The sequence below is a fragment of the Acinetobacter sp. YH12138 genome (genome assembly GCF_015218525.1).
Taxonomy (GTDB): domain Bacteria; phylum Pseudomonadota; class Gammaproteobacteria; order Pseudomonadales; family Moraxellaceae; genus Acinetobacter; species Acinetobacter amyesii.
The window spans coordinates 734,780-756,621 of record NZ_CP048670.1 but is presented as its reverse complement, the minus strand read 5'-3'; the positions used below and the strand labels follow the sequence as shown (position 1 = coordinate 756,621).

Here is a 21,842-nt window from a genome sequence, read left to right as displayed (position 1 = left end):
TTCTTATAAATTTGAGATGATTTTATTCATTAGTTCTAATATTTTGAATTAATTCATATATAGCTTCTTGATCTGCTTTAGGTTCAACTAAAGATGGCTTAAAAACACCATCCATTATCATGTGATATTCAGCATTTAATAGCTTTTGATCCAACCAATTAAGATTCAAGTTTAACCATTGAACTAATTCAATAAAATCTTCTGCTAAATCATGTCCAACCTTTTCAATTAAATGTGTTCTTAAGTCAATTGGATACAAATTATTTTTAGCTTTTGTTAATACGTCAAATATTGTTAACAATAACCAAGCAACTGAGAACTTTGTAGTGTCATAAATTTCTTCTCTTAATCCATATTCTTTTCGTATAGATTTTTCATGTGAAAAATACCTTATTTCAAGTAGCCTTGCTCTTTGAATATATGTTTCTAAAATTTCATTTTGAATATAACTTTTAGTTTTAAAAATTAATTCATCTAAAGTGTAGAGTTCAATATTTGTATTTTTAGTAGCCTCTATTGCACCAGATTGGAAACCAATTTGTGAGATAATAAAACCCTTATCTGCTCCAATATCATCGACTATAGTGCGTAGGGCTAAAACTTTTTCTTTTGGAACTTTTGTTTTCCAATATTTTGCTTCTATCACCCATTTGATATTTGTACCTAAATATTTAGAAGTAACATAAATATCAATATCATGTTCGGTTCGAACACCAGTAATAGTCTCATTGGTAACAGCCTTTACTCCTAGACTACGAAAATGCTGTGCTATTTTTTCCTGAAAATCAAACCAATCTTTCGCCATTTTTTCAATTTATTAAATATGTACTACTATAGATTATATTTTTTAATCAAACCCGCATACAAATTTTAACTCTTTCAAATATATACCTCTCCCTAACCCTCTCCTAAAAGGAGAGGGAAAATTCATTGTGACCCATGAAACCATTCATTCCAAACTACTATAAAGCTTTAAGCATTCACTATGCTAAAAAAGAGCTAAAACTAAAATATGGATAAATCACTCTGTGAAAAAACTACTTATTTAAATTAAAGTAAATTTAATTTATTGATATTTCACTATCTTTATATAAAATGTGCTCGCTTTTTATAATTTATTAATCTTAGGGGTACAACATGAAAAAATTATTGGTTGCAGCACTAGCAGTTTCGACAGTGGCTTTCACTGGCTGTTCAATCCGTATGGCGGATATGACTGTAGCTTCTACAAAAAATTATAATTTAAACTCAAATCAATTCGTAAAAGGTCAGCGCGTTACTGGTGAAGATAAAGTACCAGTTGTGTTATTCCCACTAGGTATTCCAAATTTCAAAACAGCAATTGACCGTGCTATCGAAAAAGACCGCTGTGCAGTTGCACTTTCAGACGTTGTTATCACTCAACTAAACCAAGCATTCCTTGTTGGTCAAATTGGCTATCGCGTTGAAGGTACACAAGTTATTGACCGTTCACAACCAGAATGCAACAAATAAGACTGCATAAAAAAAGCCTCTATCAAAGAGGCTTTTTTAGAGAGCTAAGTTCAATCACTTCATCCCAAAAATCAACTTTAAACCCAGCACTGTCATCACTGCCCCAGCTGCCCGATCAAAACCCGCTTTAAACTTCAAATAGATTTTACGTGGTTTTTCTGCTGACAAAGCCACAGCGACCAATGAGCACCACCCTGCATCGATAAAGAAACACAAAACTGGCAGTACAAAGTAAAAATACGTCGGAATCTCTTTCGGTAAAAGTGCCGTAAAAATACTGGCTAACACAATTGCAATTTTAGGATTCGACAACTGAGTAATTAAACCAGTCGTAAAGGCACGACGGAGTGACATCTGCGAGCTGCTGGCATCACCAGCTTCAATCGGTTCTTTGGCATGTTTTATAATTTTAAATGCCATCCAAAGCAGGTATAAACCACCACAAATTTTTAAAGCCAAATATGCGGAAGGTACAGCCAATAAAAATGCCTGCAAACCCAATACCGCTAAAAGCCCAAATATTGCAGCGCCCAATCCTGTACCAAGTGCAGTAAATAAACCGTGTTTACGTGAAATCGCAATGGAATTCTTCGCCACATAAATTGACGTTGGCCCCGGGCTCATTGCACCAAGTAATAGTGCTGCCGCAATCGAGCCTAATATCCAAAATGATTCCACTGTCACACCATTTTCACTTAAATTCGTGGCAATTTTACAGACAGAATCTCTGAATTTCTCCCTATAATTTGCAGTGTTTATTTTAATTGACCAAATTTTTCACTATAAATAACTTGAATACCGCATTAATCCATCGCATGATCGCTAAAAGTACAAATTAATATCAAGACAATGAAATTAGCCGAAGCCCTACTTTTACGCAGTGACTTACAAACAAAATTGGCTTCACTGCAACAACGAATCAATAACAACGTGCTCATTCAAGAAGGTGATGTACCCAGTGAAGAACCGAATGCTTTAATTCAAGAAGCATTTGCCGTAAATACAGAACTTTATGGCTTAATTGAAAAGATTCACGCCACCAACGCACAGGCTAAAACCCGTTCTGGACGCTGCATGCTTTCAGTGCTCAATGAACGTGATTTATTGACCCAGCAGCATCGAATCTTGCAACAAGCAATCGACAGCTCACGCCGTGAAAATGGTCGTTATAGCTCGAGTGAAATCCGTTGGATTAAAACCATTGCAGTGGCAGATTTACAGAAACAGGCCGATAGCATTAGTCAGCAACTTAGACAAAATAACTTAGAAATTCAGGCATCCAATTGGCAAATAGACCTGATAGATTGACCTGATTTAAGCATTTGAACCACGGTTCATTCCAGTTCGGGCATACTGGGCGAGTACAGAGCCTTTTTAAATGTTTGTAAGGCTTTAATCCAACAAACTACACTGCAGAAGTAAGACGTCTACTTCAAAATGTTCACACATCTGACGTAGCACACTGCATCTGTGACTCTTTACATGTCACGTCTCACTACCGTGTACTGACAGTATGTCCACCCTATTTTTTTTACGGATCCATCTGCTAATCGTCATCTGCAGCGGCTTCATTGAGTGCAACATCTTCACGCGGTAATTTATAATCAAGGTCATTTACAGGGACACCACCAATGATCATGGTGCGATGTTCATTTTGAGGACGATGCAATTCGTCAGTCGTATCACAACCCACCATCCAAAAACTGCACAGGCACAGCATAGGCAGCACAGCCCGACTTAATTTGCTCATTGGATGCCCTCCATTTTTATAATTATCTTGTTTATAAATTCAGCATAACATTTTTGTGCAGATATTCACCTTATTTATCTGCCGATTTAGGGTCAATTGTCAGGAATTATGTGTCGACGGTCTTTCCAATGCGGATGCAAACTGATGCCGATAGAAAAATATTTCCTTTTAAAAATAAATAATTGATTCATTTTATTTAACTACATAGAAGACAAGTTACAAAACTGCTATCGAATACGATTTTACTTCGGACACTTTTGTCCGTTTAATATCTAGATAAATTTAAAATGATGATGCCAAAGAATAATGTCCACACGTCAACAACTCGCTGCACAAAATCGTGAAATCCTTTTAGAAGCTGCGATTGAGGTTTTCCGTATTCACGGAATCAATGCGCCTTTACAACTCATCATGGATCAAGCTCAAGTTGGACGTGCGACGTTTTATCGTAATTTTAATGACCGTCGTGAGTTGGTACTCGCCTTAATGCAAGCTGCCTTAAACCGACTTGAACAACGTGCGCTTAATTATGCACAGTTCGATGATGGATTTATTCGCCTCATTCAAGACCATATTTATAATATTCCCTATCTCACAGCCCTAATGGAATATTGGCGTGTGATCGATCGGGATGATCCCGCCATGGTTGAAATATACCAACGACGTGATGCCATATTGCAACCGATGATTGATCAGGCCATTCAAAATGGTCGCTGCCGAGCGGACTTTAAACCGGCGGACTATGCCATGGTCACCTCCATTTTGCGTGCAGCTTTGCAAGGCCATACCGAAGCAGATCAAGAAAAACTCGCCAAACGTGCTGTGGAGTTTTTACTACATGGTATTTGTGGGTAACACGTTATGTCCAAATCTCCACGTTTATTGGAACCTGCTCCGGATTGGACACCCGAAGAAAAACCAACTTTGCCCGGCTCTCCCGCTGCCATTGCGCATCCCACCTATAAGCGTTTTTTATACTTCTTTATCGGTTTATTTGTTGCGATCTCGGGGAGCTTAAGTAATGGATTCATTACGGCAAATTTACCCCTTCTACAAGGTGAATATGGCTTAACGCCTTCTGAAGCGGCATGGATCCCTGCGGCATTTGTTATGGCCAATGTCAGCTCTAACCTGATCTTATTTAAAGCCCGTCAACAATATGGACTTAGGCTATTTTCAGAAATTGGTTTGGTTTTATTTATCGCGGTAATGATGCTGCATTTATTTGTCCATACCTATGAAATGGCAATTTTTGCACGGGTGATTAGCGGCTTACTTGCAGCTCCACTCAGTTCGCTTGGGATGTATTACATCATGCAAGCGTTTAAACGTGCTCATTTTGGTCGTGGGCTTTATCTAGCTTTGGGCTTTCAGCAGTTGGGGATTCCACTGGCATGGATCATGTCGCCCTATCTGGTCGATGTAAATGATTGGTCTATTTTCTATACCTTTGAATTAGGTTTAGCCTTATGTTGTTTGGCGATGGTGGTCTCTCTAAAACTGCCACGAAGCCTACGTATCGAAGTGTTTGAAAAGCAAGATTTATTCACCTTTGCATTATTGGCACCCGGCTTTGCGTTGCTATGTATCGTGTTGACTCAAGGCCCGATTCTTTGGTGGTTTGAAGCTGAATGGTTGGCCTATTTACTCATCGCCGCTTTGATTCTTTTAGTTGTTGGTCTGACCTATGAACATTTTCGGGTCAATCCCCTGATTGTCACACGCTGGCTCGGAACATCGTCTACCGTGAGTTTTATTATTGGTGCCTTTGCCATTCGCTTTCTCATGTCAGAACAAAGCTATGCGGCAGTGAATTTTTTGAAAACCATGGGCATGGGACCCGACCAATTTGTTTCCTTTTATACCGTCGTGCTGATCGGAATTGTCTTAGGCACAGTGTTTAGTGCCCTGACCTTTTCCAAAGAAAAAATCGTGCTTCATCTACTCGGTGCAGCAGGTCTCGTGCTCTTTGCCTGTGCGCTGGATTACCACCTGACCAGTGATGTTCGACCGCATGATTTTTATTGGAGTCAGTTTTTGGTGGGCTTTGCTAGTGGCATGTTTATTGGCCCACTTTTGCTTACAGGCATTGTCAGTGCTTTGCAAAAAGGCCCATCGCACATGGTGACGTTTATCGTACTGTTTTCTGCGACACAGACCTTTGGGGGACTGGTCGGATCATCGTTCTTTTCGACCTATCAGCAAATGCGTACTCAAACCTATCAGGCACAGATTTATAATGATTTATCGCAAACCTCCCCTATAGTCGAACAGCGCCTACAACAATTGGCGCAAAGTGCACATCAATATTCTTTAGACCCCAATTTAGACCAACAACAAGCCATACGTAGCCTTAATCAAACCATCACTCGAGAAGCCCAAGTTCGAGCCTATAACGATGTGATTTTTTTAAATGGCATCTTCGCCGTTTTATTGTTGCTTTGGGGTTTATTGCTGATGGGCAAAAATAAATATCAATTACGCCAACAGCAACGCACGGATAGTAGTTAGATTTCTTCGATTTACACAACATAAGCCACAGCCAAATGACCTAATTGATATTGAGAACACCATGACCGAAGACCATAAACCCACTGAGCAAGCAGCAGCAACGCAGCAACAACAAGCAGCAGCCGCTATGCCTGCGCCATCAAGCAAGCTTATCTCTACGCCGCAGCGTACCCTGATTTTCATGTTGATCATCCTCTTGCTGGGGATTGCACTGATCTTATGGGCGTGGCGGATTGGTCCATTTCATAACAGTATCGAGTCGACTGAAAATAGCTATGTCAAAGGCAAAACGACGGTACTTTCATCACAAATTAATGGTTATGTGAAAGATGTTTTGGTGGCGGATTTTGATCATGTGAAAAAAGGTCAAGTGCTTATGCATATCGATGCAACGACCTATGATCAAAAAGTCACACAGGCTGAATCTGGGGTGGAACAAGCACAGAACTCGCTTGCCAATCAAAGCCAGGCCATTGAACAACGCAGAGCAGATATTACGGCAGCCGAAGCGAAAGTTGACCAAACGCGTGCGGCCTATGAATTAGCCCTTGCACAAATGACGCGCTACCAACAACTCGGCAATACTGGCGCTGCATCGAAAACGGAACAAGACAAAGCCACTGCAGATGCTAAAAATAGTTTGGCCCAACTTCATCAAGCAGAAGCCAATTTGCTGGTTGCCAAAGAATCATTCAAGACCGCACAAGTTGCAGCGATGGGGCTTAAAGCACAAGTGAATAGCGCAAAAGCACAGTTTGATCAGGCCGTGACCACCAAAGACTACAGCACAATTGTGGCACCTATGGATGGTCAGCTTGGCGAAGTCAGCCCGCGGATTGGTCAATATGTTGCTGCAGGCTCTCAACTGATGTATTTGATTCCACAGCAGCGCTGGGTGACTGCCAACTTTAAAGAAACGCAAATTGCAGATATGCATATTGGTCAAAAAGCGTGGTTCAGCGTCGATGGCATGAAACATCAAAAATTTTACGGCAAAGTTGAGCAAATCTCCCCTGCGGCTGGTTCTGAATTTAGTGTATTGAAGCCTGACAATGCCACAGGAAATTTCACCAAAGTCGTGCAACGCATTGCCGTGAAAATTGCGATTGATCCTAATCAACAAGGTTTAGAAAACCTAAGACCCGGTATTTCTGTCGTGACCTCGGTTGATGTTGCTAGTTAGTTGATGTTGCTAGTTAGCGGATGCTGGTAGTGAAGTGCTATAAGTAAAGATGAATAGAACAAGATGCAAAGGATTTCATCTTCTGCACCTCCCGTTTTACAATGCCTACCTCGCCCTCCAACCACCAAGATAACGTTTACCAACATGTTTGAATCTATCGCCCACGCCATTCCTGAGCAGACTATTCAATATCAAGGGATTGATTTGTGTATAAAGCGTTTGGACTTGGTACACCCACAAATATCAGGCAATAAATTTTATAAACTTAAATATAATTTTATTGAGGCGCAGAAATTAGGCTTTAAACAGGTGCTTAGCTTTGGCGGCGCTTATTCAAATCACATTGCAGCCACTGCATATGCTGCACATTTATTTGGTTTAGGCAGTCTAGGCATCATCCGTGGGGAAGAATTACAACATCAAGCCCGAAATCCTACTTTAGCCACCGCCGAACAGTTTGGTATGCAGTTCAGTTTTGTCACACGCCAACAGTATCGAGAACAGAAACAAGCAGACGCTTTAGCGCAATTACGACAGCAATATCCCGAATACTATGTCATTCCTGAAGGTGGAACCAATGCATTGGCTATCCGTGGCTGTACGGAAATCTTAAGCCATGAAAATCAACAAAATTTTGATCTCATCTGCTGTGCCGTCGGTACAGGTGGAACCATAACGGGCTTGATCGAAGCCAGTGCGGAACATCAACATGTTCTTGGTTTTTCTGCGCTCAAAGGCAGTTTTCTTTGCGACGATGTTGCTCAGTTGACGCAGAAAACCAATTGGAGCATCAGCGATGAATTTTGCTGTGGTGGCTATGCCAAAACAACGCCGGAACTTTTACAGTTTATGCATGACTTTGAACATCGCTATGCGATCCCATTAGAACAGGTTTATACGGCTAAAATGTTGCGAGGTATTTTCAGCATGATTGAGCGGGGTCAGATTACAAACCATCAGCGTGTTTTAGTGATCCATACTGGTGGCCTACAAGGTCGCTTGAAAGGTTCAACCGAAGCGCTAAAAAGCGTATAATCCTGCGTCCTTTCTTCCACGCGGAAACTTACCATGTCGCAAAATCAATATGATGTCCTTGTTTTAGGTGCTGGTGCATCAGGCTTAATGACGGCATATAAAGCGGCGCAGCGTGGACGCAAAGTTTTGGTGGTTGAAAAAGCCAATAAAGTTGGCAAAAAGATCCTAATGTCTGGCGGCGGTAAATGCAATTTCACCAATTTGTATGTCGAACCAGAAAATTATATTTCACATAATCCGCACTTTGTTATTTCGGCATTAACTCGCTATACCAACTGGGACTTCATTGGTATGGTCTGCGAATATGGCATTGAGTATGAAGAGCGCAAACATGGACAGTTATTTACCCAAAATGGTGCAAAAGAAATTCTCGCCATGCTATTGGCAGAATGTGACAAAACAGGCTTGGTGGATATTAAAACCAACTGCGAAGTAAAAGCAGTCAATGCCATGCCAGAACAAGGCTTTCAAGTGGCAACCAATCTAGGCTATTTTGAAGCAGAATCGGTGGTTATTGCCAGTGGTGGTCTGTCCATTCCGACGTTAGGTGGTTCAGGAATTGGCTATGAGATTGCTAAACAATTTGGACATTCTGTCTACCCCACTCGTGCAGGCTTAGTCCCCTTTACCTTCTCCGATAGTTTTAAAGAAGTCACCACACGCTTGAGTGGCAATGCTGTTGAAGCCACGTTATCGAATGAGTTAAACAATTTTACTGAGGCTTTACTCTTTACTCACCGTGGTTTAAGTGGCCCAAGCTCATTGCAGCTTTCAAACTATTGGGATGTCGGTCAACGCTTTAACATCAATTTCCTGCCAACTTTAGATGTTTTAGATTTCCTCAAATCTAAGAAATCTAGTCAACCCAAAGTGTTACTGCGTACACTGTTCAATGAACACTTACCGAAAAGTGTGGTTGTGGAATTACAAAATCTGATTTGGCCTGAACAAGCTGAATTAGCCATTGGCAATATCAGCGATGAAAAACTAGAACTCATTGCAAGCCGTTTAGAAAACTTTGAAGTGAAACCATCAGGCACAGAAGGTTACCGTACTGCTGAGGTTACACTCGGTGGTGTCGATACCACTGAAGTCTCATCAAAAACCATGGAAAGTAAAAAGCAGAAAGGTTTGTACTTTATTGGCGAAGTGCTCGATGTAACAGGTCATTTAGGTGGATACAACTTCCAATGGGCATGGGCTTCTGCGCATGCAGCTTCCGAATACGTCTGATCTCGACAAGAATTAATTAAACATAACCTGCAGATGATCTCTGCATAAAAAAGGGCTGATTCATTCAGCCCTTTTTTATGCCCGATCTAACTTATTCAAGATAGTCGGTTTTAAATAATGATACTGACGACGTCGAAGTTCGTTGAATTGTCAGATCCATTTTTTCAACGGCAACTGAAATATGTTGTGGTTGCACGCTTGCGGTTTGTTTGAGTGTCGATACTAAAGTATTGAGCATTGAAATTACCCCCATTTTGCCATTCCTTTGCACGGATCATAAGTGTCATTCATGACAGCAATATGAATCCTAAGTTTTTATATTTTAAGTAATATTCCATATATCACTATTACTTAAAATACCAATTTTCGGGTAAATTTCAACCATTATTTTTGGACTGATTGGTATAATTTTTTTCACTGTTTAGCGGTGATTGTTCTGTCTGCTCCAAATCAGTGCGTTTTGGTTTTGCAAAAATAAAGCGTCGTGCGCTCGCCAAAAAACCCACCGTGATCCCTGCAATAATCACTGGGGCTAAAAATTTATTCGGTGCTTTTGCCATACAGTATTCCTTATAGAGCATTAAAATCGACCACCTAAGCGTGGCCGATTTTGTAAAGATGGAACAGGTTATTTAGGGTCATCTGGTTTTGGCGGAGTTACAGGTGCCGAAGGTGCATCGACCTCTTTTTCAGCCTCACCAGTTGAACCAAATGGATTATTTTGTGGTTGATCACTTGGGTTTACATCCAACTGATCTGGCGTCGCAGTTTCTTTTTCACTGACGCCGGGAGCAGCCTGTTGAATGTTTGGATAGCCATCATCGGTTTTCACTTCAGAAGTCATCACAGATGTTGATGGCGTTGGACTCGCTGCAGACGATGTAGTCGTATTAAATGTGGTTTTTGCCTTCGCCTGTTCCTGTACTGGATTCGGTTCATTGGCTTCGCGTTTCGCTTTATCGATAAGATCTGATAACAATCGTTCCGCCGGATTGCGACCACCTAAACCAAAGGCCAAAGCGAAAGCAACTGCAACCGCACCGAGGGTTAAACCAAAGGCCAAATTCACGATCGAGTCAGCAATACCCATGGCACGTAAGCCCATGGCTACAACCAAGCCCATAATCAGCACACGAACCAAATTACCTAACCAACGTGAACTGTTGTATTCCCCACGTTGCACCACATTTGCCACAATATTGGCAAGCCAGAAGCCCACCACCAAGATCACGGCACCAAGTAAAATACTTGCACCGAACTGGATAAACATCGCAATTAAGGCACTGATTTGTTCAAAGCCTAAACGGTTAGCGGCTTCAGATACCGCAAACAGCATGGTGAAAAATACGATCAGGCAACCGACCACATCCGACACTTTGGTATTGCCCAAAAAGCGTTGAATGTCTAATTTTTCTGGTACAGCATCGACACCAGTACCCGAGATCACATCTACCACTAGACGTGCCACAAAACGTGATACCACATAAGCCAAGATTAAGATTAAACCTGCGGCAATGATGTTCGGTATCGCATACATGATCTCATGCAACATGGCTGTTGCAGGCTGAGAAATCGTCTCGATACCAAGTGCTTCGAAAGCCACAATTAAAGCAGTGATAATAACTATAGCAAAGACGAAATTACCCAATACTTGAGCAAGTTTTGCGTTTTTGAACATGCCCACTTTTTCGACTTGCTGCTGCAAACTCAAACTGTTTACCAAGCCTTCCACGATGCCTCGTACAATCTTCGCCAAAATATAACCCACAAAGACGATGACACCGGCAATAAAGATATTGGGAAGATAAGAAACAACTTCAGTGACCATATTTTGGATTGGGAACAAGAGGCCGTTCAAACCCAAGATCGATAAAACAATCGGTAGGAAAAGTAACAAGATTAGCCAATAAACAATTTCACTGATATTTTGACTGATTGGGCTGACGCCAACCTCAGAACTGAGTTTTTCATCGAGTTGGGTTTTATCCAGCAGTTTCTTTGAACCGACTTTGACCAAACTCGCCACGATCCAACCAATAAAACCTACAGCTACCGCAGCCAAAAGCTGTGGAATAAATAACAAGAACTGCTGAATCATATTACTGAATGGGCCGCTGACACTGGTCAAATTCAGCACATTGAGTGCACCAATGACGGCAATGATCAAAATAATCCAGAACACAACTCTGGAGACTATATTTTCAACATTGGAACGGTGCCCAGTTGCATTTGAAAGTTTTTGATTTGTGCCTAATTTTTGCAGAATTTTTTTGACGCCAGCAGCAACCAATAAAGCAATGACCCAACCTATCAGGAGAATTGCTACTGCACTTAAAATGGGGTGAAACTGTTCCCAATAATACATAGCATCAAAACGGCCACGCGGACCACCCAGATAATCATTCATACGTTCGCCCTCATTGTTATACATGATCTGTTGTTATGTGCATTTTTACGTATGCCGCGTATCACACAGCATTAGTACTTTGAACTTAAGCTTTCTTTTCCACCTTAGTTTTTGCGTATTTTTTAATCAACCAAAGTATGCATAACTCCAACAAAAGCTCACAATTGAATGTAAAAAAGCCTTGGGATAAACAAGGCTTTATTTATGTCACTCTGAAGAGACTCTTAAGGTTCAGATCTTGCACTCATGTAACTCTGACTCATGTTTATCATCAATTATTATCAACGATCTGTCGCAGTTGCAGTATTTGAATCATTAGCAACAGCTTCATCCCCCGGTGTACCGCTAGTCGTATCATTGGCTGTTGCAGTTTGTGCATTGGGTGCAGGATGATCAGGCGGTGCATCCGAAGCAGAAGGTTTCATATCTGCAAACATATAAAATAATAATGCGATTAAAAAGATACCCACTAAGATCAGTATGTACACAGGGATACGTTTTTTTTGTGTTGTTTCTTCCGTACTGGTGGTATGGGGTGGTTTATTAAAATCGTGTGTCATATTCCCCTCGCTATTTTGTTGTTCATAGTTGAATTTTTATACTAGCAATACAACATCCTGTATTGTGTGAAGAACAATTACAATCAGTGAAAACGTGTAACTTGAAAGATCAATTCAATTTATATCCGTTTTTCTGTTTAGATAATTCCCTTAATTTTAGATTTAAAATCAATCGCTAAGGTATAAATATCGGACAATGAACTGAATACTACATTTCAATCGTATTCATTTTCAGAGTGATAAGTTTTTCGAAAATAACTGCTTTTTTGAGCTAGATGGAATTCTCTGCTTTTGATGGATGAAATGAGCTATAATCATGCACCTTATTTTTCACCTGTTATCAAATCTATGGCGTACCATCAACAAGGTGTAACGCTTGATCTTGACACTGACGTCACTCATCAATGTTCCCTTCATTACACTCGCGATCAACATCTTATTGGCATTATTGAATTTAGTAAGCCAAGTTATGTATTGAAATGGGGTGATTTGGAATATTTTCGCCGACGTACTGAAGAGTTTTCAGTGATGCCATTCCCTGAATGCATCAATGCGATGGTGATTGATATTCGAAATATTGCGGCTTTTTTAGATAATGAAGTGCCTATTATTCCTTGGCGCTTGCTCGAAGAAGAATGTCCGATTCGCTTAGTTGTTCCCCAAGATCGACTGGAGCATTATGCTGGCTTTTTTGAACCGACTTGGTTGACTGCTGACGTAGACACAGCGATTCAAGAAATTCGTGAATTTATGGATATGTTTGTGCATTAATACAGAGATTAAACTAAAGTTTAATCCCGAAAACCTCCATTTGGAGGTTTTTTTATGCCCTTTTATTTTAATTATTTATTTCACAATAAAATTAAATTATTTTATATTTAATAACTTATAGCAAACCTTCTTATAAAAAATGTTCATAACTTATCCCATTTCTTAGTAACAATTCGGCAATAAATTTTGCTTGAGCCTTGCTCGATTTATCACCTAAGATGTAGAAAATGATCTCTTTTTTATTGTTGAAACATTCTTAAAAACAAAGCAATAAAATCTAACGAGAAACAAGATCATAAAAAGTGGATATTAAATCAGGGTAAAAGGAGTTTTAACGATGACGTCAAAAAAACATTTAGCAACTTTGTTCTGTGCAAGTGCGCTCACTTTAGGGCTTAGCGCATGTAGTGACAATAAAGCACCTACAACGGATAAAGCTGCAGGAAGTGAAGCTGCTGTTTCTGACTCAGGGACTTTAGATAAGATCAAAAAATCCGGCACAATTGTATTAGGCTATCGCGATTCATCGATTCCATTTTCATATATCGCAGATAATCCAAACCAACCTGTAGGTTATGCACACGATCTTCAATTAAAAGTCGTTGAGGCGGTTAAAAAGCAATTAAATCTTCCCGAATTAAAAGTCCGTTATAACTTAGTGACTAGCCAAAACCGTATTCCATTGGTTTCTAATGGCACCGTCGACTTAGAGTGTGGTTCTACCACCAACAATAAAGAACGCCAACAACAAGTTGATTTCTCAACAGGTTTCTTTGAAGTGGGTTCACGCTTACTTACTGCAAAAGACTCTGGGGTTAAAGACTTTGCTGACCTAAAAGGCAAAAAGTTAGTGACCACGGCAGGAACGACATCTGAGCGTTATATTCGTCAACATGAAAAAGAGTTAGGTATTGGTGAAGTCATTTCTGCCAAAGACCATGCTGAGTCTTTCCTCATGCTACAAAATGGTCGTGCAGCAGCATTTATGATGGATGATATTTTGCTGGCGGGTGAAAAATCAAAAGCCAAAGATCCAAATAAATGGGAAATCGTGGGTACAGCACCGATTCATGAAATCTATGGTTGTATGATGCGTAAAGGCGATACTGGCTTTAAACAAGTGGTTGATGATGCAATCAAAGCGACCTATAGCTCTGGTGAAATCAATGACATGTATAAAAAATGGTTCCAAACGCCAATTCCACCAAAAAATATCAATTTGAATTTCCCGATGTCTGATCAATTAAAAGCATTGATTAGTAATCCACATGACCGTGACGAATAACTTTCCCTAAACATTCTAAAGATGCTTAAGCCAAACGGATTTTGGCTTAAGCTCATTATAGGGAGTTCCTATGAATTATAGCTGGAATTGGGGTGTGCTGTTCCAATCTACAGGTGTAGGTGATTCAACCTACCTGAATTGGATTTTAATTGGGATCGGCTGGCTGTTTGTCATCGCTTTGGTGGCATGGAGCATTGCGATGGTGCTTGGCAGCATCTTGGGTATTATGCGTACCCTACCGAGTCCTGTAGCACGAGGTATTGGTACGGCCTACGTGACTATTTTCCGAAATGTACCCTTATTGATTCAACTGTTTATATGGTTCTATGTTGTACCCAACTTCCTCCCCGATGCGATTAAAAGCTGGTGGATGAATGACCTTGGGGCAAATACGACCGCCTTAATTTCTGCAAGTGTCGGCTTGGGTCTTTTTACAGCTGCACGAGTCTGTGAGCAAGTCAGGACAGGTATTGAAGCGCTTCCTTTGGGGCAAACCAATGCAGGTTATGCCATGGGATTTAGTACGGCTCAACTATACCGCTATGTGATCTTACCGCAGTCATTCCGCACGATTTTGCCACCTCTCAGCTCTGAGTTGACCAACTGTGTCAAAAACACCTCAGTCGCGTCTTTGGTCGGTGTTGCAGAAATCATTTCGCAGATGAAAACCATCAGTGAATACACGCAAAACACCATCGAAATTTATACCTACGTCACCATTATTTTCATCGTGATCAATATCTGTTTAATTGGTTTCATGAATTTTCTGGAAAAACGCCTACGCGTTCCTGGCTTAATTGCAGGAGATAAATAATGGAATGGCTCAGTTCTTTTATTCAAGACCTCCAAGCGTCTGGCCCTGCGCTATGGCATGGTTTCAGTATCACACTCAAAGTGGTGATCACGGCAACCATTGGTGGTGTCTTTATTGGGACTTTATTGGCGTTGATGCGCCTGTCCTCGATTAAGGCTTTTAATATTTTTGCTAAAGGCTATGTGAACCTCTTCCGTTCTATTCCTTTGCTCTTGGTGCTGATGTGGTTCTACTTTGCAGTACCCTTTATCTACACAGGAATCACCGGTAACTATCTAACGATTGATACTGCCCTTGTGTCGAGTATCGTGGCCTTCATGCTATTTGAAGCGGCTTACTTTTCAGAGATTGTCCGTGCCGGGATTCAATCAATTCCTAAAGGTCAAACTTCTGCAGCTTATGCTCTCGGTATGAGCTATAGCCAAGCGATGCGCTTAATTATTTTGCCGCAATCTTTTCGCAAAATGACGCCACTGCTTTTACAGCAAACCATCATTCTGTTCCAAGATTCAACCATGGTTTATGCCATCGGACTGTTAGACTTTTTCCGCACCAACTATGTTCGAGGTGACCTTATGTCATTGTTAACTCAATACATTCTGTTTGCTGGTTTGGTGTATTTCACTATTAGTATGATCGCTACCTATGCAGTTAAAAAATTACAACGGAGGTTAAGTGTATGACCGATCAAAAAACGATGATTGACCTCCAAAATGTCAGTAAATGGTATAAAGATTTTCAAGTGCTTACCGATTGCACGACTCAAATTAAACAAGGTGAAGTGGTTGTGGTGTGTGGACCTTCGGGTTCAGGTAAATCAACGCTCATTAAAACCGTTAATGGACTTGAGCCTTTTCAGGCCGGTACGATTTTAGTCGACGGTATTTCCATTAATGACCCAAAAACCGATTTAAATAAATTGCGTAGTCGTATCGGTATGGTGTTCCAGCACTTTGAATTGTTTCCACATTTATCCATTACCGAAAACCTGACCATTGCGCAGGTTAAAGTCTTGGGTCGATCAGAAGCCGAAGCCAAGAAAAAAGGTTTGGCTTATTTAGACCGTGTGGGTTTAAGTGCGCATGCCGCTAAATTCCCTGCACAGTTATCAGGTGGACAACAACAACGTGTTGCGATTGCACGTGCGCTCAGTATGGACCCGATTGCCATGCTGTTTGATGAACCGACTTCGGCACTTGATCCAGAGATGATTAACGAAGTGCTTGATGTGATGGTGGGTCTTGCCAAAGAAGGTATGACCATGATGTGTGTAACCCATGAGATGGGCTTCGCACGTCAGGTTGCGGACCGTGTGATCTTTATGGATCAAGGAAAAATTGTGGAAGACTGCAGTAAAGATGATTTCTTTAATGCCCCTCGTGGTGAACGAGCGCAGCAGTTCTTAAATAAAATTCTGCATTAAAATCAAAACGTATTTAATTTCCGAAAATAAAAAAGCTCATCCTTCGATGAGCTTTTTTCATGGCAGATTACCAATAATTTTCTACAGCAATATTGCCTTCACCACGACGGTTCATGGTCAAACCACGCGCTTTTAAGGCCGCCTTGGTGTCATCAACCATTTGTGGATTACCACACAGCATGACATGCGTCGTATCAACATTAAACGCTAAGCCTGCCGCCTGTTCTAACTCGCCATTTTCAATTAAAACTGGTAAACGGTCATGCAACGGTGCATTTGGATCACGTGTCACAATAGGAATAAATTTGAAGCCCGTATGCCCTTCACCAAAGTTCTCGGCGATTTCTTTTATCCGCTCGACATAAGCCAGTTCTGATACGGTGCGCACACTGTAGACTAGATTAATTTTTTCGTATTTAGACCACGTTTCAAAGTCTTGTAACATTGATAAAAACGGTGCAAGACCCGTTCCTGTCCCCAACAGCCATAAGTCCTTCGGCAATGGCAACTGATAACGTGCCAAAGTGAGGAAGCCATAAGGCACTTTTTCTAAATACAGCTCATCGCCCACTTGTAGATGCTGCAAATTTGAAGTAAACGCACCATCTGGAACGACGATAGAGAAAAATTCTAAAGTTTCATCAAAGGGTGACGACACCACAGAATAGGCACGAACCACCAATTCATCGCCCACTTTCAAACCAATTCGAGCGAACTGACCAGCAGTGAATTTAAAATGTGCAGGGCGTGTCATGGTAAAACTGAACAAAGTATTGGTCCAACGGTGTACAGATAAAACCTTTTCTAAGCTAAATTTTTCAATTGACATGATTTGAACGTGGCGTGACAGACTGTGCTCATGTTAGCATGACAGCATAATTTATTAATATTTTTTAAATGTTAAGGCCTGATTCATGCGCATGACTTTACGCCAGTTGGCTGTTTTTGTAGCAGTCGCTCAAGAAGGTACCGTTACCAAAGCCAGTGATGCTGTCAAACTTACTCAAAGTGCAGCAAGTATGGCATTGGCAGACCTCGAAGATGGTCTCGGTGCTCCACTGTTTGACCGACTAGGTAAACGCTTGCAATTGAATGACTTGGGTCGTTTTTTATTGCCACAAGCTTTGGAAATTTTAGGGCGCTGCGAAGCTTTTGAACAAGCAGCAAAAGGCGAACTACAAAGTATTGATCTGCGTTTAGGTGCGACCCTAACTATCAGTGACTACTTGATGCCAGACCTCATGGCAGATTTCTTACAAATTCAGCCTCAAGCACATTTACAACTTCAAGTCGGCAATACCCGCCAAATGATTGAAGCGGTAAACCAATTTCAGTTGGATTTGGCCTTAATTGAAGGTTCATGCCATCTGCCACAGTTGCAATGTATTCACTGGCGTGACGATGAACTTGCCGTGTGCTGTTCACCAGAGCACCCTTTAGCGAAGTTGGATCGTGCACTCACTGCAGCTGACTTTGAGAATGTGGAATGGATCTTACGTGAAGAAGGTTCAGGCACACGTGAAGTATTTGACAACGCAATTTTAAAAGACCTGCCAGATGCCAATATACGTTTAACCTTGGGTCATAACGAAGCCATTCTAAAAATCGTGGCAGGTGGTCTTGGTATGTCATGTATTTCTAAACTTGCGATTGAGCCTTTACGTGAAAAAGGTCAATTGGTGGTTTTAGATACGCCGTTCTGGCAACTTGCCCGTCCATTATTTATGTTGGTACATCGTCAGAAATACCAAGGACCGGGTCTCAAAGCCTTTATGCAATTTTGTGAAAAATCTGTTTAAACTAAAAAGCGCCTAATGGCGCTTTTTTTATTTATTAAATTGTCGTTCGAAAGGTATTCCGTCGTTGTTTCCGTCCATTTTCGTACCTGGACAATGTTGTAGAAAATACACCGCTTCTTCATAAGATTTCATCTGACTACAATGCGTACGCCCATCACAACTAAACTGTGCTTTCTCTACTGCCCTTGGCGTATCACTTGAAGAAGGTGCCTGCGCAGTGTATTGAACAACAGACTGAGCTTGCGTTGAAGCTGTGCCGTATAGATTTTTTTCACCTTGCTCAGTCAGCACCCGATCGGGTAAATCCCCCTGAGCTTTACGTTGTTCTTTTACAATGTTTTCATTTTCTTGCATGAGCTGTTGTAAATGTAGCTGCTTCTGTTCTTGGTACTGCTGATATTTCCCATAAACAGCCACAGCTAATACTAAAATTACAATGAGTCCAATCATGCTGAAGATTTTACTGCCCCAAACTGTGCCTTTGGCTGTATCGTGAGGAGTAGCTTGGTCATTCACTCGATCCGACCTTGATTCAAATGACGGATTTATCTGTTCATGAGTGGACTGCTCTTTTTTCAAATCTAAACGGATGATATTTACCGCTTTAAATTTACCTCGATCTGCTTCAATCCTGTATTTGAGATTTTCTCCAACACGTGGTTCGATGTGTCGGCTAGGAAAATCACTAATATGAAAAAATAAATCCTGTGCTTGATCTTGTTGTATAAATCCAAAGCCGCGCTCAACGTTATAGCTTTTGATTTTCCCCTCTTTAAACATAAAAATTGTCTCTCATCTTTTCTTTTAATACTCTTATGATAATAAAAAAAGAGGCCCTATAGACCTCTTTTTCAATTTCAAAGATTTCCATGAAATCTTACAATCACATTATTTACGCAAATTCGAAAGCAAAGCTGAAGTAATTGACTGGTTATTTGCCACTACTTTAGATTTTTTAGCTTTTGCAGATTTGTCTTCTTCACGCTCAATGTTTATGGCTTTATAACGATCACCATTTTTCACCACATTAAATTTCACACGATCATTACGTTTTGGCTCGACCCCATCTGCGGGAAAGTCAGAGATATGGAAAAATACATCACCTTCTTCACATGAAAGAAAGCCAAAGCCCTTTTCAGGATTGTACTGCTTCACTTTACCTTTATATTGTTCGGACTTCATAAAGTACCCTATTCCATTTATTCCAATGTCTTTAGTATATAAAAAAGAGGCTATAAAAGCCCCTTTTCTGTTCATGATTCAAAAATTAGTCTTTTTGAACTGAACCGAAAATTTTATCGCCTGCATCGCCAAGACCAGGAACGATATAACCGTTTTCATTTAAACCTTGGTCTACAGATGCTGTATAAATGATCACATCTGGGTGAGCTTCATTTACACGTTTAATGCCTTCTGGAGCTGCAACAAGCACCATGACACGAATATCTTTACAACCACTGGCTTTTAGAACGTCAATAGCAGCAACGAGCGATGAACCCGTTGCAAGCATTGGGTCAATAATCATCGCTAAACGGTTTTGTACGTCTGGTACTAATTTTTTGTAGTAAGTACGCGCTTCTAAAGTTTCTTCATCACGCTCTAAACCCAATACAGATACTTTCGCACTTGGAATCAGGTTTAAGAAACCATCCAACATACCAATACCTGCACGTAAAATCGGTACGACTGTTATTTTTTTACCGGCAATACGATCTACAGTTACTTTACCATTCCAACCATCAATTTCATGATCGACCATTGGTAAATCTTTCGTTGCTTCATAAGTCAGAAGCATAGTCACTTCTTGAGCAAGCTCACGGAAGTTTTTAGTACTAATATCTGCACGACGAAGTAAGCCGAGTTTATGTCGAATAAGCGGATGACGGATTTCATGGATAGCCACGGGAGAACACCTAAAAGGTTAAGATAAAATTTCAACCATTATAAAGCTATTTAACAAATGATAAAAATAAAAAAGCCCCCTTTACAGGAGGCTTTTTTGTAATAAGCAAATTAATTGCTTAATTCATTAGTTAAAACCACTTTGAATTAAGCTAAAAATGAACTGTTGTAATTCAGGTGAGATTGCAAAGTATGCCACTTGAGAAACTGCAATGATTGGATCTGGATATACACCGATCAACAACACAAGAGCAGCTGCGCCAAGCACCATAATACCACCCACTTTTTGACCCCAATGATCGACAGCGTCGATACGTGGGTTATCTGGTGGAGTCATGTACATCACAACCATCACACGTAGGTAGTAGTACAAACCGATACCTGAACCAAGGATCACCATCGCAGCTAAGAACCATGAACCACCAGCAACTGCTGTTTTGATCACAAGGAACTTACCAATAAAGCCCGCTGTTAATGGGATACCTGCAAGAGATAACATCATGACAGTTAGTGTTGCAGTCAACACTGGACGACGCCAGAACAAACCACGGTACTCAGCAAGACTACCTGCTTCGTCTTTGTTGTTGTAAGGGCTAGACATCAGTGTCACAACACCGAACGCACCAATCGTTGTTAATACATAAGTAATCACATAAACGTTGACGCTGCTAAATGTTGCAAAGCCTTGTACTTGAACAAAGTCAGTATTACGTGCACTTACAATCGCAACAAGTAAGTAACCAAAGTGAGCGATTGAAGAGTATGCAAGGATACGTTTCAAGTTCACTTGACGTACTGCTAGTAAGTTACCCGCAAGGATAGACAATACTGCAATGATGGTCACGATCGTGATGAAGCTGTCAGAAAGGATTAAACCAGAAGCCAAGAAGTAACGAACGAATAGACCGATCATTGCCACTTTAGCCACAGTCGCTAAGAATGTCGCGATTGGCGCTGGCGCACCTGCATACACGTCTGGTGTCCATTTGTGGAATGGCGCAAGAGACAATTTAAATGCAACAGCAAAGACAATTAGTGCAAGACCAAGGACTACGCCCGGTTGGCTGAAAGTTGTGAACATTTTGCCTGGTTCAGCAACGAATGCCATTGTACCTGTGTACGCATATACATAAGCCATACCCATCAACAACATCGCAGAAGCAGTTGCTGAAAGTACCAAATATTTCACACCCGCTTCAAGCGACTGTGAACGTTGGTGTGTATAAGCCAATAGGCCGTATACAGGAATCGACATTAACTCAAGACTAATAAAGAAAGACGCATAGTGCGAACTTGCAACCATTAACAATGCACCTGTTACAGAGCACAGCATCAAGATATAAAGTTCTTCACGGTTATCTTTATAGGTTTCGATATACGCATGTGACAATGTGCAGCAAGCAAGTGCTGCAATCAAAATCACGAATTGGTACAACATCGTAAATGGATCTACGATGAACAAATTCATTACGTTTGCAGGTGCATACTGCCCTGCAACGAAAACAAAAATAATATAAAAGGCTGCAAGGTTCAGACCGATAACTGAAGTCGTTGCAACTAAATTGTGGTTACGCTTGATTGCAATTAGCAACATCACGACGATCGCAGTTAAAGCCACGATCATCACAGGAGCTAATGGCATAAGCTCAGAAAATGACATTGTGAAGTCCATGGC

General features: G+C 40.8%; 25 protein-coding genes. 13 read left to right on the top strand and 12 right to left on the bottom strand.

Annotation, left to right across the window (positions count from 1 at the left end):
* Positions 1-22 precede the first annotated feature (22 nt).
* The gene (locus G0029_RS03570) at positions 23-805 is read right to left on the bottom strand and encodes a restriction endonuclease (protein WP_180107334.1); all 783 of its coding nucleotides are present in this window, start codon (positions 803-805) and stop codon (positions 23-25) included.
* 332 nt (positions 806-1,137) lie between these two features.
* Between G0029_RS03570 and G0029_RS03565 the strand changes: the two genes are divergently transcribed.
* Positions 1,138-1,494, top strand: coding sequence for a hypothetical protein (locus G0029_RS03565; RefSeq protein ID WP_067764607.1), 357 nt, complete (start codon positions 1,138-1,140; stop codon positions 1,492-1,494).
* Positions 1,495-1,548: 54 nt separating this feature from the next.
* Here G0029_RS03565 and G0029_RS03560 read toward each other — a convergent pair whose 3' ends face one another.
* Complete coding sequence (locus G0029_RS03560; RefSeq protein WP_180107332.1) at positions 1,549-2,172, bottom strand: LysE family translocator; 624 nt, start codon at positions 2,170-2,172, stop codon at positions 1,549-1,551.
* 171 nt (positions 2,173-2,343) lie between these two features.
* Here G0029_RS03560 and G0029_RS03555 point away from each other — a divergent pair, with 171 nt between their 5' ends.
* Positions 2,344-2,802: a DIP1984 family protein gene (locus G0029_RS03555; RefSeq protein WP_180107330.1), complete on the top strand. Its 459-nt coding sequence runs from the start codon at positions 2,344-2,346 to the stop codon at positions 2,800-2,802.
* Positions 2,803-3,040: 238 nt separating this feature from the next.
* Here G0029_RS03555 and G0029_RS03550 read toward each other — a convergent pair whose 3' ends face one another.
* Complete coding sequence (locus tag G0029_RS03550) at positions 3,041-3,244, bottom strand: NF038215 family lipoprotein (protein ID WP_180107328.1); 204 nt, start codon at positions 3,242-3,244, stop codon at positions 3,041-3,043.
* Between the two features lie 306 nt (positions 3,245-3,550).
* Here G0029_RS03550 and G0029_RS03545 point away from each other — a divergent pair, with 306 nt between their 5' ends.
* The 5 genes from G0029_RS03545 to G0029_RS03525 all read left to right on the top strand — a co-directional run bounded on the left by G0029_RS03545 (position 3,551) and on the right by G0029_RS03525 (position 9,206).
* Complete coding sequence (locus tag G0029_RS03545) at positions 3,551-4,099, top strand: TetR/AcrR family transcriptional regulator (RefSeq protein ID WP_180059305.1); 549 nt, start codon at positions 3,551-3,553, stop codon at positions 4,097-4,099.
* A gap of 6 nt (positions 4,100-4,105) precedes the next feature.
* A complete protein-coding gene (locus G0029_RS03540) occupies positions 4,106-5,755 on the top strand; it encodes an MFS transporter (protein WP_180107327.1) in 1,650 nt (549 codons plus the stop codon).
* 61 nt (positions 5,756-5,816) lie between these two features.
* Positions 5,817-6,938: an HlyD family secretion protein gene (locus G0029_RS03535; RefSeq protein WP_180107326.1), complete on the top strand. Its 1,122-nt coding sequence runs from the start codon at positions 5,817-5,819 to the stop codon at positions 6,936-6,938.
* Between the two features lie 144 nt (positions 6,939-7,082).
* On the top strand, positions 7,083-7,973 hold the full coding sequence (locus G0029_RS03530) for a 1-aminocyclopropane-1-carboxylate deaminase/D-cysteine desulfhydrase (RefSeq protein ID WP_180107402.1): 891 nt from the start codon (positions 7,083-7,085) through the stop codon (positions 7,971-7,973).
* Between the two features lie 33 nt (positions 7,974-8,006).
* Positions 8,007-9,206, top strand: a complete 1,200-nt coding sequence (locus tag G0029_RS03525; RefSeq protein ID WP_180107325.1) for an NAD(P)/FAD-dependent oxidoreductase — start codon at positions 8,007-8,009, stop codon at positions 9,204-9,206.
* Positions 9,207-9,297: 91 nt separating this feature from the next.
* Here G0029_RS03525 and G0029_RS03520 read toward each other — a convergent pair whose 3' ends face one another.
* The 4 genes from G0029_RS03520 to G0029_RS03505 form a co-directional block, all read right to left on the bottom strand.
* Positions 9,298-9,459 (bottom strand): hypothetical protein, encoded by a 162-nt coding sequence (locus G0029_RS03520; RefSeq protein ID WP_162689753.1) that lies wholly within the window; start codon positions 9,457-9,459, stop codon positions 9,298-9,300.
* A 124-nt stretch (positions 9,460-9,583) separates the two neighbouring features.
* Complete coding sequence (locus G0029_RS03515; RefSeq protein WP_111884901.1) at positions 9,584-9,766, bottom strand: hypothetical protein; 183 nt, start codon at positions 9,764-9,766, stop codon at positions 9,584-9,586.
* A gap of 68 nt (positions 9,767-9,834) precedes the next feature.
* Positions 9,835-11,613, bottom strand: coding sequence for a mechanosensitive ion channel (locus tag G0029_RS03510; RefSeq protein ID WP_180107324.1), 1,779 nt, complete (start codon positions 11,611-11,613; stop codon positions 9,835-9,837).
* Between the two features lie 281 nt (positions 11,614-11,894).
* The gene (locus tag G0029_RS03505) at positions 11,895-12,173 is read right to left on the bottom strand and encodes a hypothetical protein (RefSeq protein WP_078192282.1); all 279 of its coding nucleotides are present in this window, start codon (positions 12,171-12,173) and stop codon (positions 11,895-11,897) included.
* Positions 12,174-12,521: 348 nt separating this feature from the next.
* Here G0029_RS03505 and G0029_RS03500 point away from each other — a divergent pair, with 348 nt between their 5' ends.
* From G0029_RS03500 to G0029_RS03480, 5 genes are all read left to right on the top strand, one after another.
* Complete coding sequence (locus G0029_RS03500; RefSeq protein ID WP_078192409.1) at positions 12,522-12,944, top strand: hypothetical protein; 423 nt, start codon at positions 12,522-12,524, stop codon at positions 12,942-12,944.
* 337 nt (positions 12,945-13,281) lie between these two features.
* Positions 13,282-14,229 (top strand): transporter substrate-binding domain-containing protein, encoded by a 948-nt coding sequence (locus tag G0029_RS03495; RefSeq protein ID WP_180023147.1) that lies wholly within the window; start codon positions 13,282-13,284, stop codon positions 14,227-14,229.
* A 70-nt stretch (positions 14,230-14,299) separates the two neighbouring features.
* On the top strand, positions 14,300-15,043 hold the full coding sequence (locus tag G0029_RS03490) for an amino acid ABC transporter permease (protein WP_180007506.1): 744 nt from the start codon (positions 14,300-14,302) through the stop codon (positions 15,041-15,043).
* Positions 15,043-15,726 (top strand): ABC transporter permease subunit, encoded by a 684-nt coding sequence (locus G0029_RS03485; protein ID WP_078191088.1) that lies wholly within the window; start codon positions 15,043-15,045, stop codon positions 15,724-15,726. The genes G0029_RS03490 and G0029_RS03485 overlap by 1 nt, the downstream gene beginning before the upstream one ends.
* Positions 15,723-16,466 carry an amino acid ABC transporter ATP-binding protein gene (locus G0029_RS03480; RefSeq protein WP_373685908.1) on the top strand — a complete coding sequence of 248 codons (744 nt, stop codon included), beginning with the start codon at positions 15,723-15,725 and terminating at the stop codon, positions 16,464-16,466. The genes G0029_RS03485 and G0029_RS03480 overlap by 4 nt, the downstream gene beginning before the upstream one ends.
* Before the next feature lie 67 nt (positions 16,467-16,533).
* Here the strand turns inward: G0029_RS03480 and G0029_RS03475 are convergent, their stop codons facing one another.
* On the bottom strand, positions 16,534-17,295 hold the full coding sequence (locus G0029_RS03475) for a ferredoxin--NADP reductase (RefSeq protein ID WP_180109761.1): 762 nt from the start codon (positions 17,293-17,295) through the stop codon (positions 16,534-16,536).
* Positions 17,296-17,380: 85 nt separating this feature from the next.
* Here G0029_RS03475 and gigC point away from each other — a divergent pair, with 85 nt between their 5' ends.
* Positions 17,381-18,265 carry a LysR family transcriptional regulator GigC gene (gigC, locus tag G0029_RS03470; RefSeq protein WP_078192286.1) on the top strand — a complete coding sequence of 295 codons (885 nt, stop codon included), beginning with the start codon at positions 17,381-17,383 and terminating at the stop codon, positions 18,263-18,265.
* A gap of 27 nt (positions 18,266-18,292) precedes the next feature.
* Here the strand turns inward: gigC and G0029_RS03465 are convergent, their stop codons facing one another.
* From G0029_RS03465 to nuoN, 4 genes are all read right to left on the bottom strand, one after another.
* Positions 18,293-19,045, bottom strand: a complete 753-nt coding sequence (locus G0029_RS03465; protein WP_180109760.1) for a cold shock domain-containing protein — start codon at positions 19,043-19,045, stop codon at positions 18,293-18,295.
* Between the two features lie 108 nt (positions 19,046-19,153).
* Complete coding sequence (locus G0029_RS03460; RefSeq protein WP_078192288.1) at positions 19,154-19,447, bottom strand: cold shock domain-containing protein; 294 nt, start codon at positions 19,445-19,447, stop codon at positions 19,154-19,156.
* Positions 19,448-19,532: 85 nt separating this feature from the next.
* On the bottom strand, positions 19,533-20,168 hold the full coding sequence (gene upp / locus G0029_RS03455; protein ID WP_078192289.1) for a uracil phosphoribosyltransferase: 636 nt from the start codon (positions 20,166-20,168) through the stop codon (positions 19,533-19,535).
* Positions 20,169-20,294: 126 nt separating this feature from the next.
* Positions 20,295-21,839 (bottom strand): NADH-quinone oxidoreductase subunit NuoN, encoded by a 1,545-nt coding sequence (gene nuoN, locus G0029_RS03450; RefSeq protein WP_180023143.1) that lies wholly within the window; start codon positions 21,837-21,839, stop codon positions 20,295-20,297.
* Positions 21,840-21,842: the final 3 nt, after the last annotated feature.

Coding starts and splice junctions, on each gene's coding strand:
- G0029_RS03570 (WP_180107334.1), bottom strand. CDS start 805: ATGGCGAAAGATTGGTTTGATTTTCAGGAAAAAATAGCACAGCATTTT.
- G0029_RS03565 (WP_067764607.1), top strand. CDS start 1,138: ATGAAAAAATTATTGGTTGCAGCACTAGCAGTTTCGACAGTGGCTTTC.
- G0029_RS03555 (WP_180107330.1), top strand. CDS start 2,344: ATGAAATTAGCCGAAGCCCTACTTTTACGCAGTGACTTACAAACAAAA.
- G0029_RS03550 (WP_180107328.1), bottom strand. CDS start 3,244: ATGAGCAAATTAAGTCGGGCTGTGCTGCCTATGCTGTGCCTGTGCAGT.
- G0029_RS03545 (WP_180059305.1), top strand. CDS start 3,551: ATGTCCACACGTCAACAACTCGCTGCACAAAATCGTGAAATCCTTTTA.
- G0029_RS03540 (WP_180107327.1), top strand. CDS start 4,106: ATGTCCAAATCTCCACGTTTATTGGAACCTGCTCCGGATTGGACACCC.
- G0029_RS03535 (WP_180107326.1), top strand. CDS start 5,817: ATGACCGAAGACCATAAACCCACTGAGCAAGCAGCAGCAACGCAGCAA.
- G0029_RS03530 (WP_180107402.1), top strand. CDS start 7,083: ATGTTTGAATCTATCGCCCACGCCATTCCTGAGCAGACTATTCAATAT.
- G0029_RS03525 (WP_180107325.1), top strand. CDS start 8,007: ATGTCGCAAAATCAATATGATGTCCTTGTTTTAGGTGCTGGTGCATCA.
- G0029_RS03520 (WP_162689753.1), bottom strand. CDS start 9,459: ATGGGGGTAATTTCAATGCTCAATACTTTAGTATCGACACTCAAACAA.
- G0029_RS03515 (WP_111884901.1), bottom strand. CDS start 9,766: ATGGCAAAAGCACCGAATAAATTTTTAGCCCCAGTGATTATTGCAGGG.
- G0029_RS03510 (WP_180107324.1), bottom strand. CDS start 11,613: ATGAATGATTATCTGGGTGGTCCGCGTGGCCGTTTTGATGCTATGTAT.
- G0029_RS03505 (WP_078192282.1), bottom strand. CDS start 12,173: ATGACACACGATTTTAATAAACCACCCCATACCACCAGTACGGAAGAA.
- G0029_RS03500 (WP_078192409.1), top strand. CDS start 12,522: ATGGCGTACCATCAACAAGGTGTAACGCTTGATCTTGACACTGACGTC.
- G0029_RS03495 (WP_180023147.1), top strand. CDS start 13,282: ATGACGTCAAAAAAACATTTAGCAACTTTGTTCTGTGCAAGTGCGCTC.
- G0029_RS03490 (WP_180007506.1), top strand. CDS start 14,300: ATGAATTATAGCTGGAATTGGGGTGTGCTGTTCCAATCTACAGGTGTA.
- G0029_RS03485 (WP_078191088.1), top strand. CDS start 15,043: ATGGAATGGCTCAGTTCTTTTATTCAAGACCTCCAAGCGTCTGGCCCT.
- G0029_RS03480 (WP_373685908.1), top strand. CDS start 15,723: ATGACCGATCAAAAAACGATGATTGACCTCCAAAATGTCAGTAAATGG.
- G0029_RS03475 (WP_180109761.1), bottom strand. CDS start 17,295: ATGTCAATTGAAAAATTTAGCTTAGAAAAGGTTTTATCTGTACACCGT.
- gigC (WP_078192286.1), top strand. CDS start 17,381: ATGCGCATGACTTTACGCCAGTTGGCTGTTTTTGTAGCAGTCGCTCAA.
- G0029_RS03465 (WP_180109760.1), bottom strand. CDS start 19,045: ATGTTTAAAGAGGGGAAAATCAAAAGCTATAACGTTGAGCGCGGCTTT.
- G0029_RS03460 (WP_078192288.1), bottom strand. CDS start 19,447: ATGAAGTCCGAACAATATAAAGGTAAAGTGAAGCAGTACAATCCTGAA.
- nuoN (WP_180023143.1), bottom strand. CDS start 21,839: ATGGACTTCACAATGTCATTTTCTGAGCTTATGCCATTAGCTCCTGTG.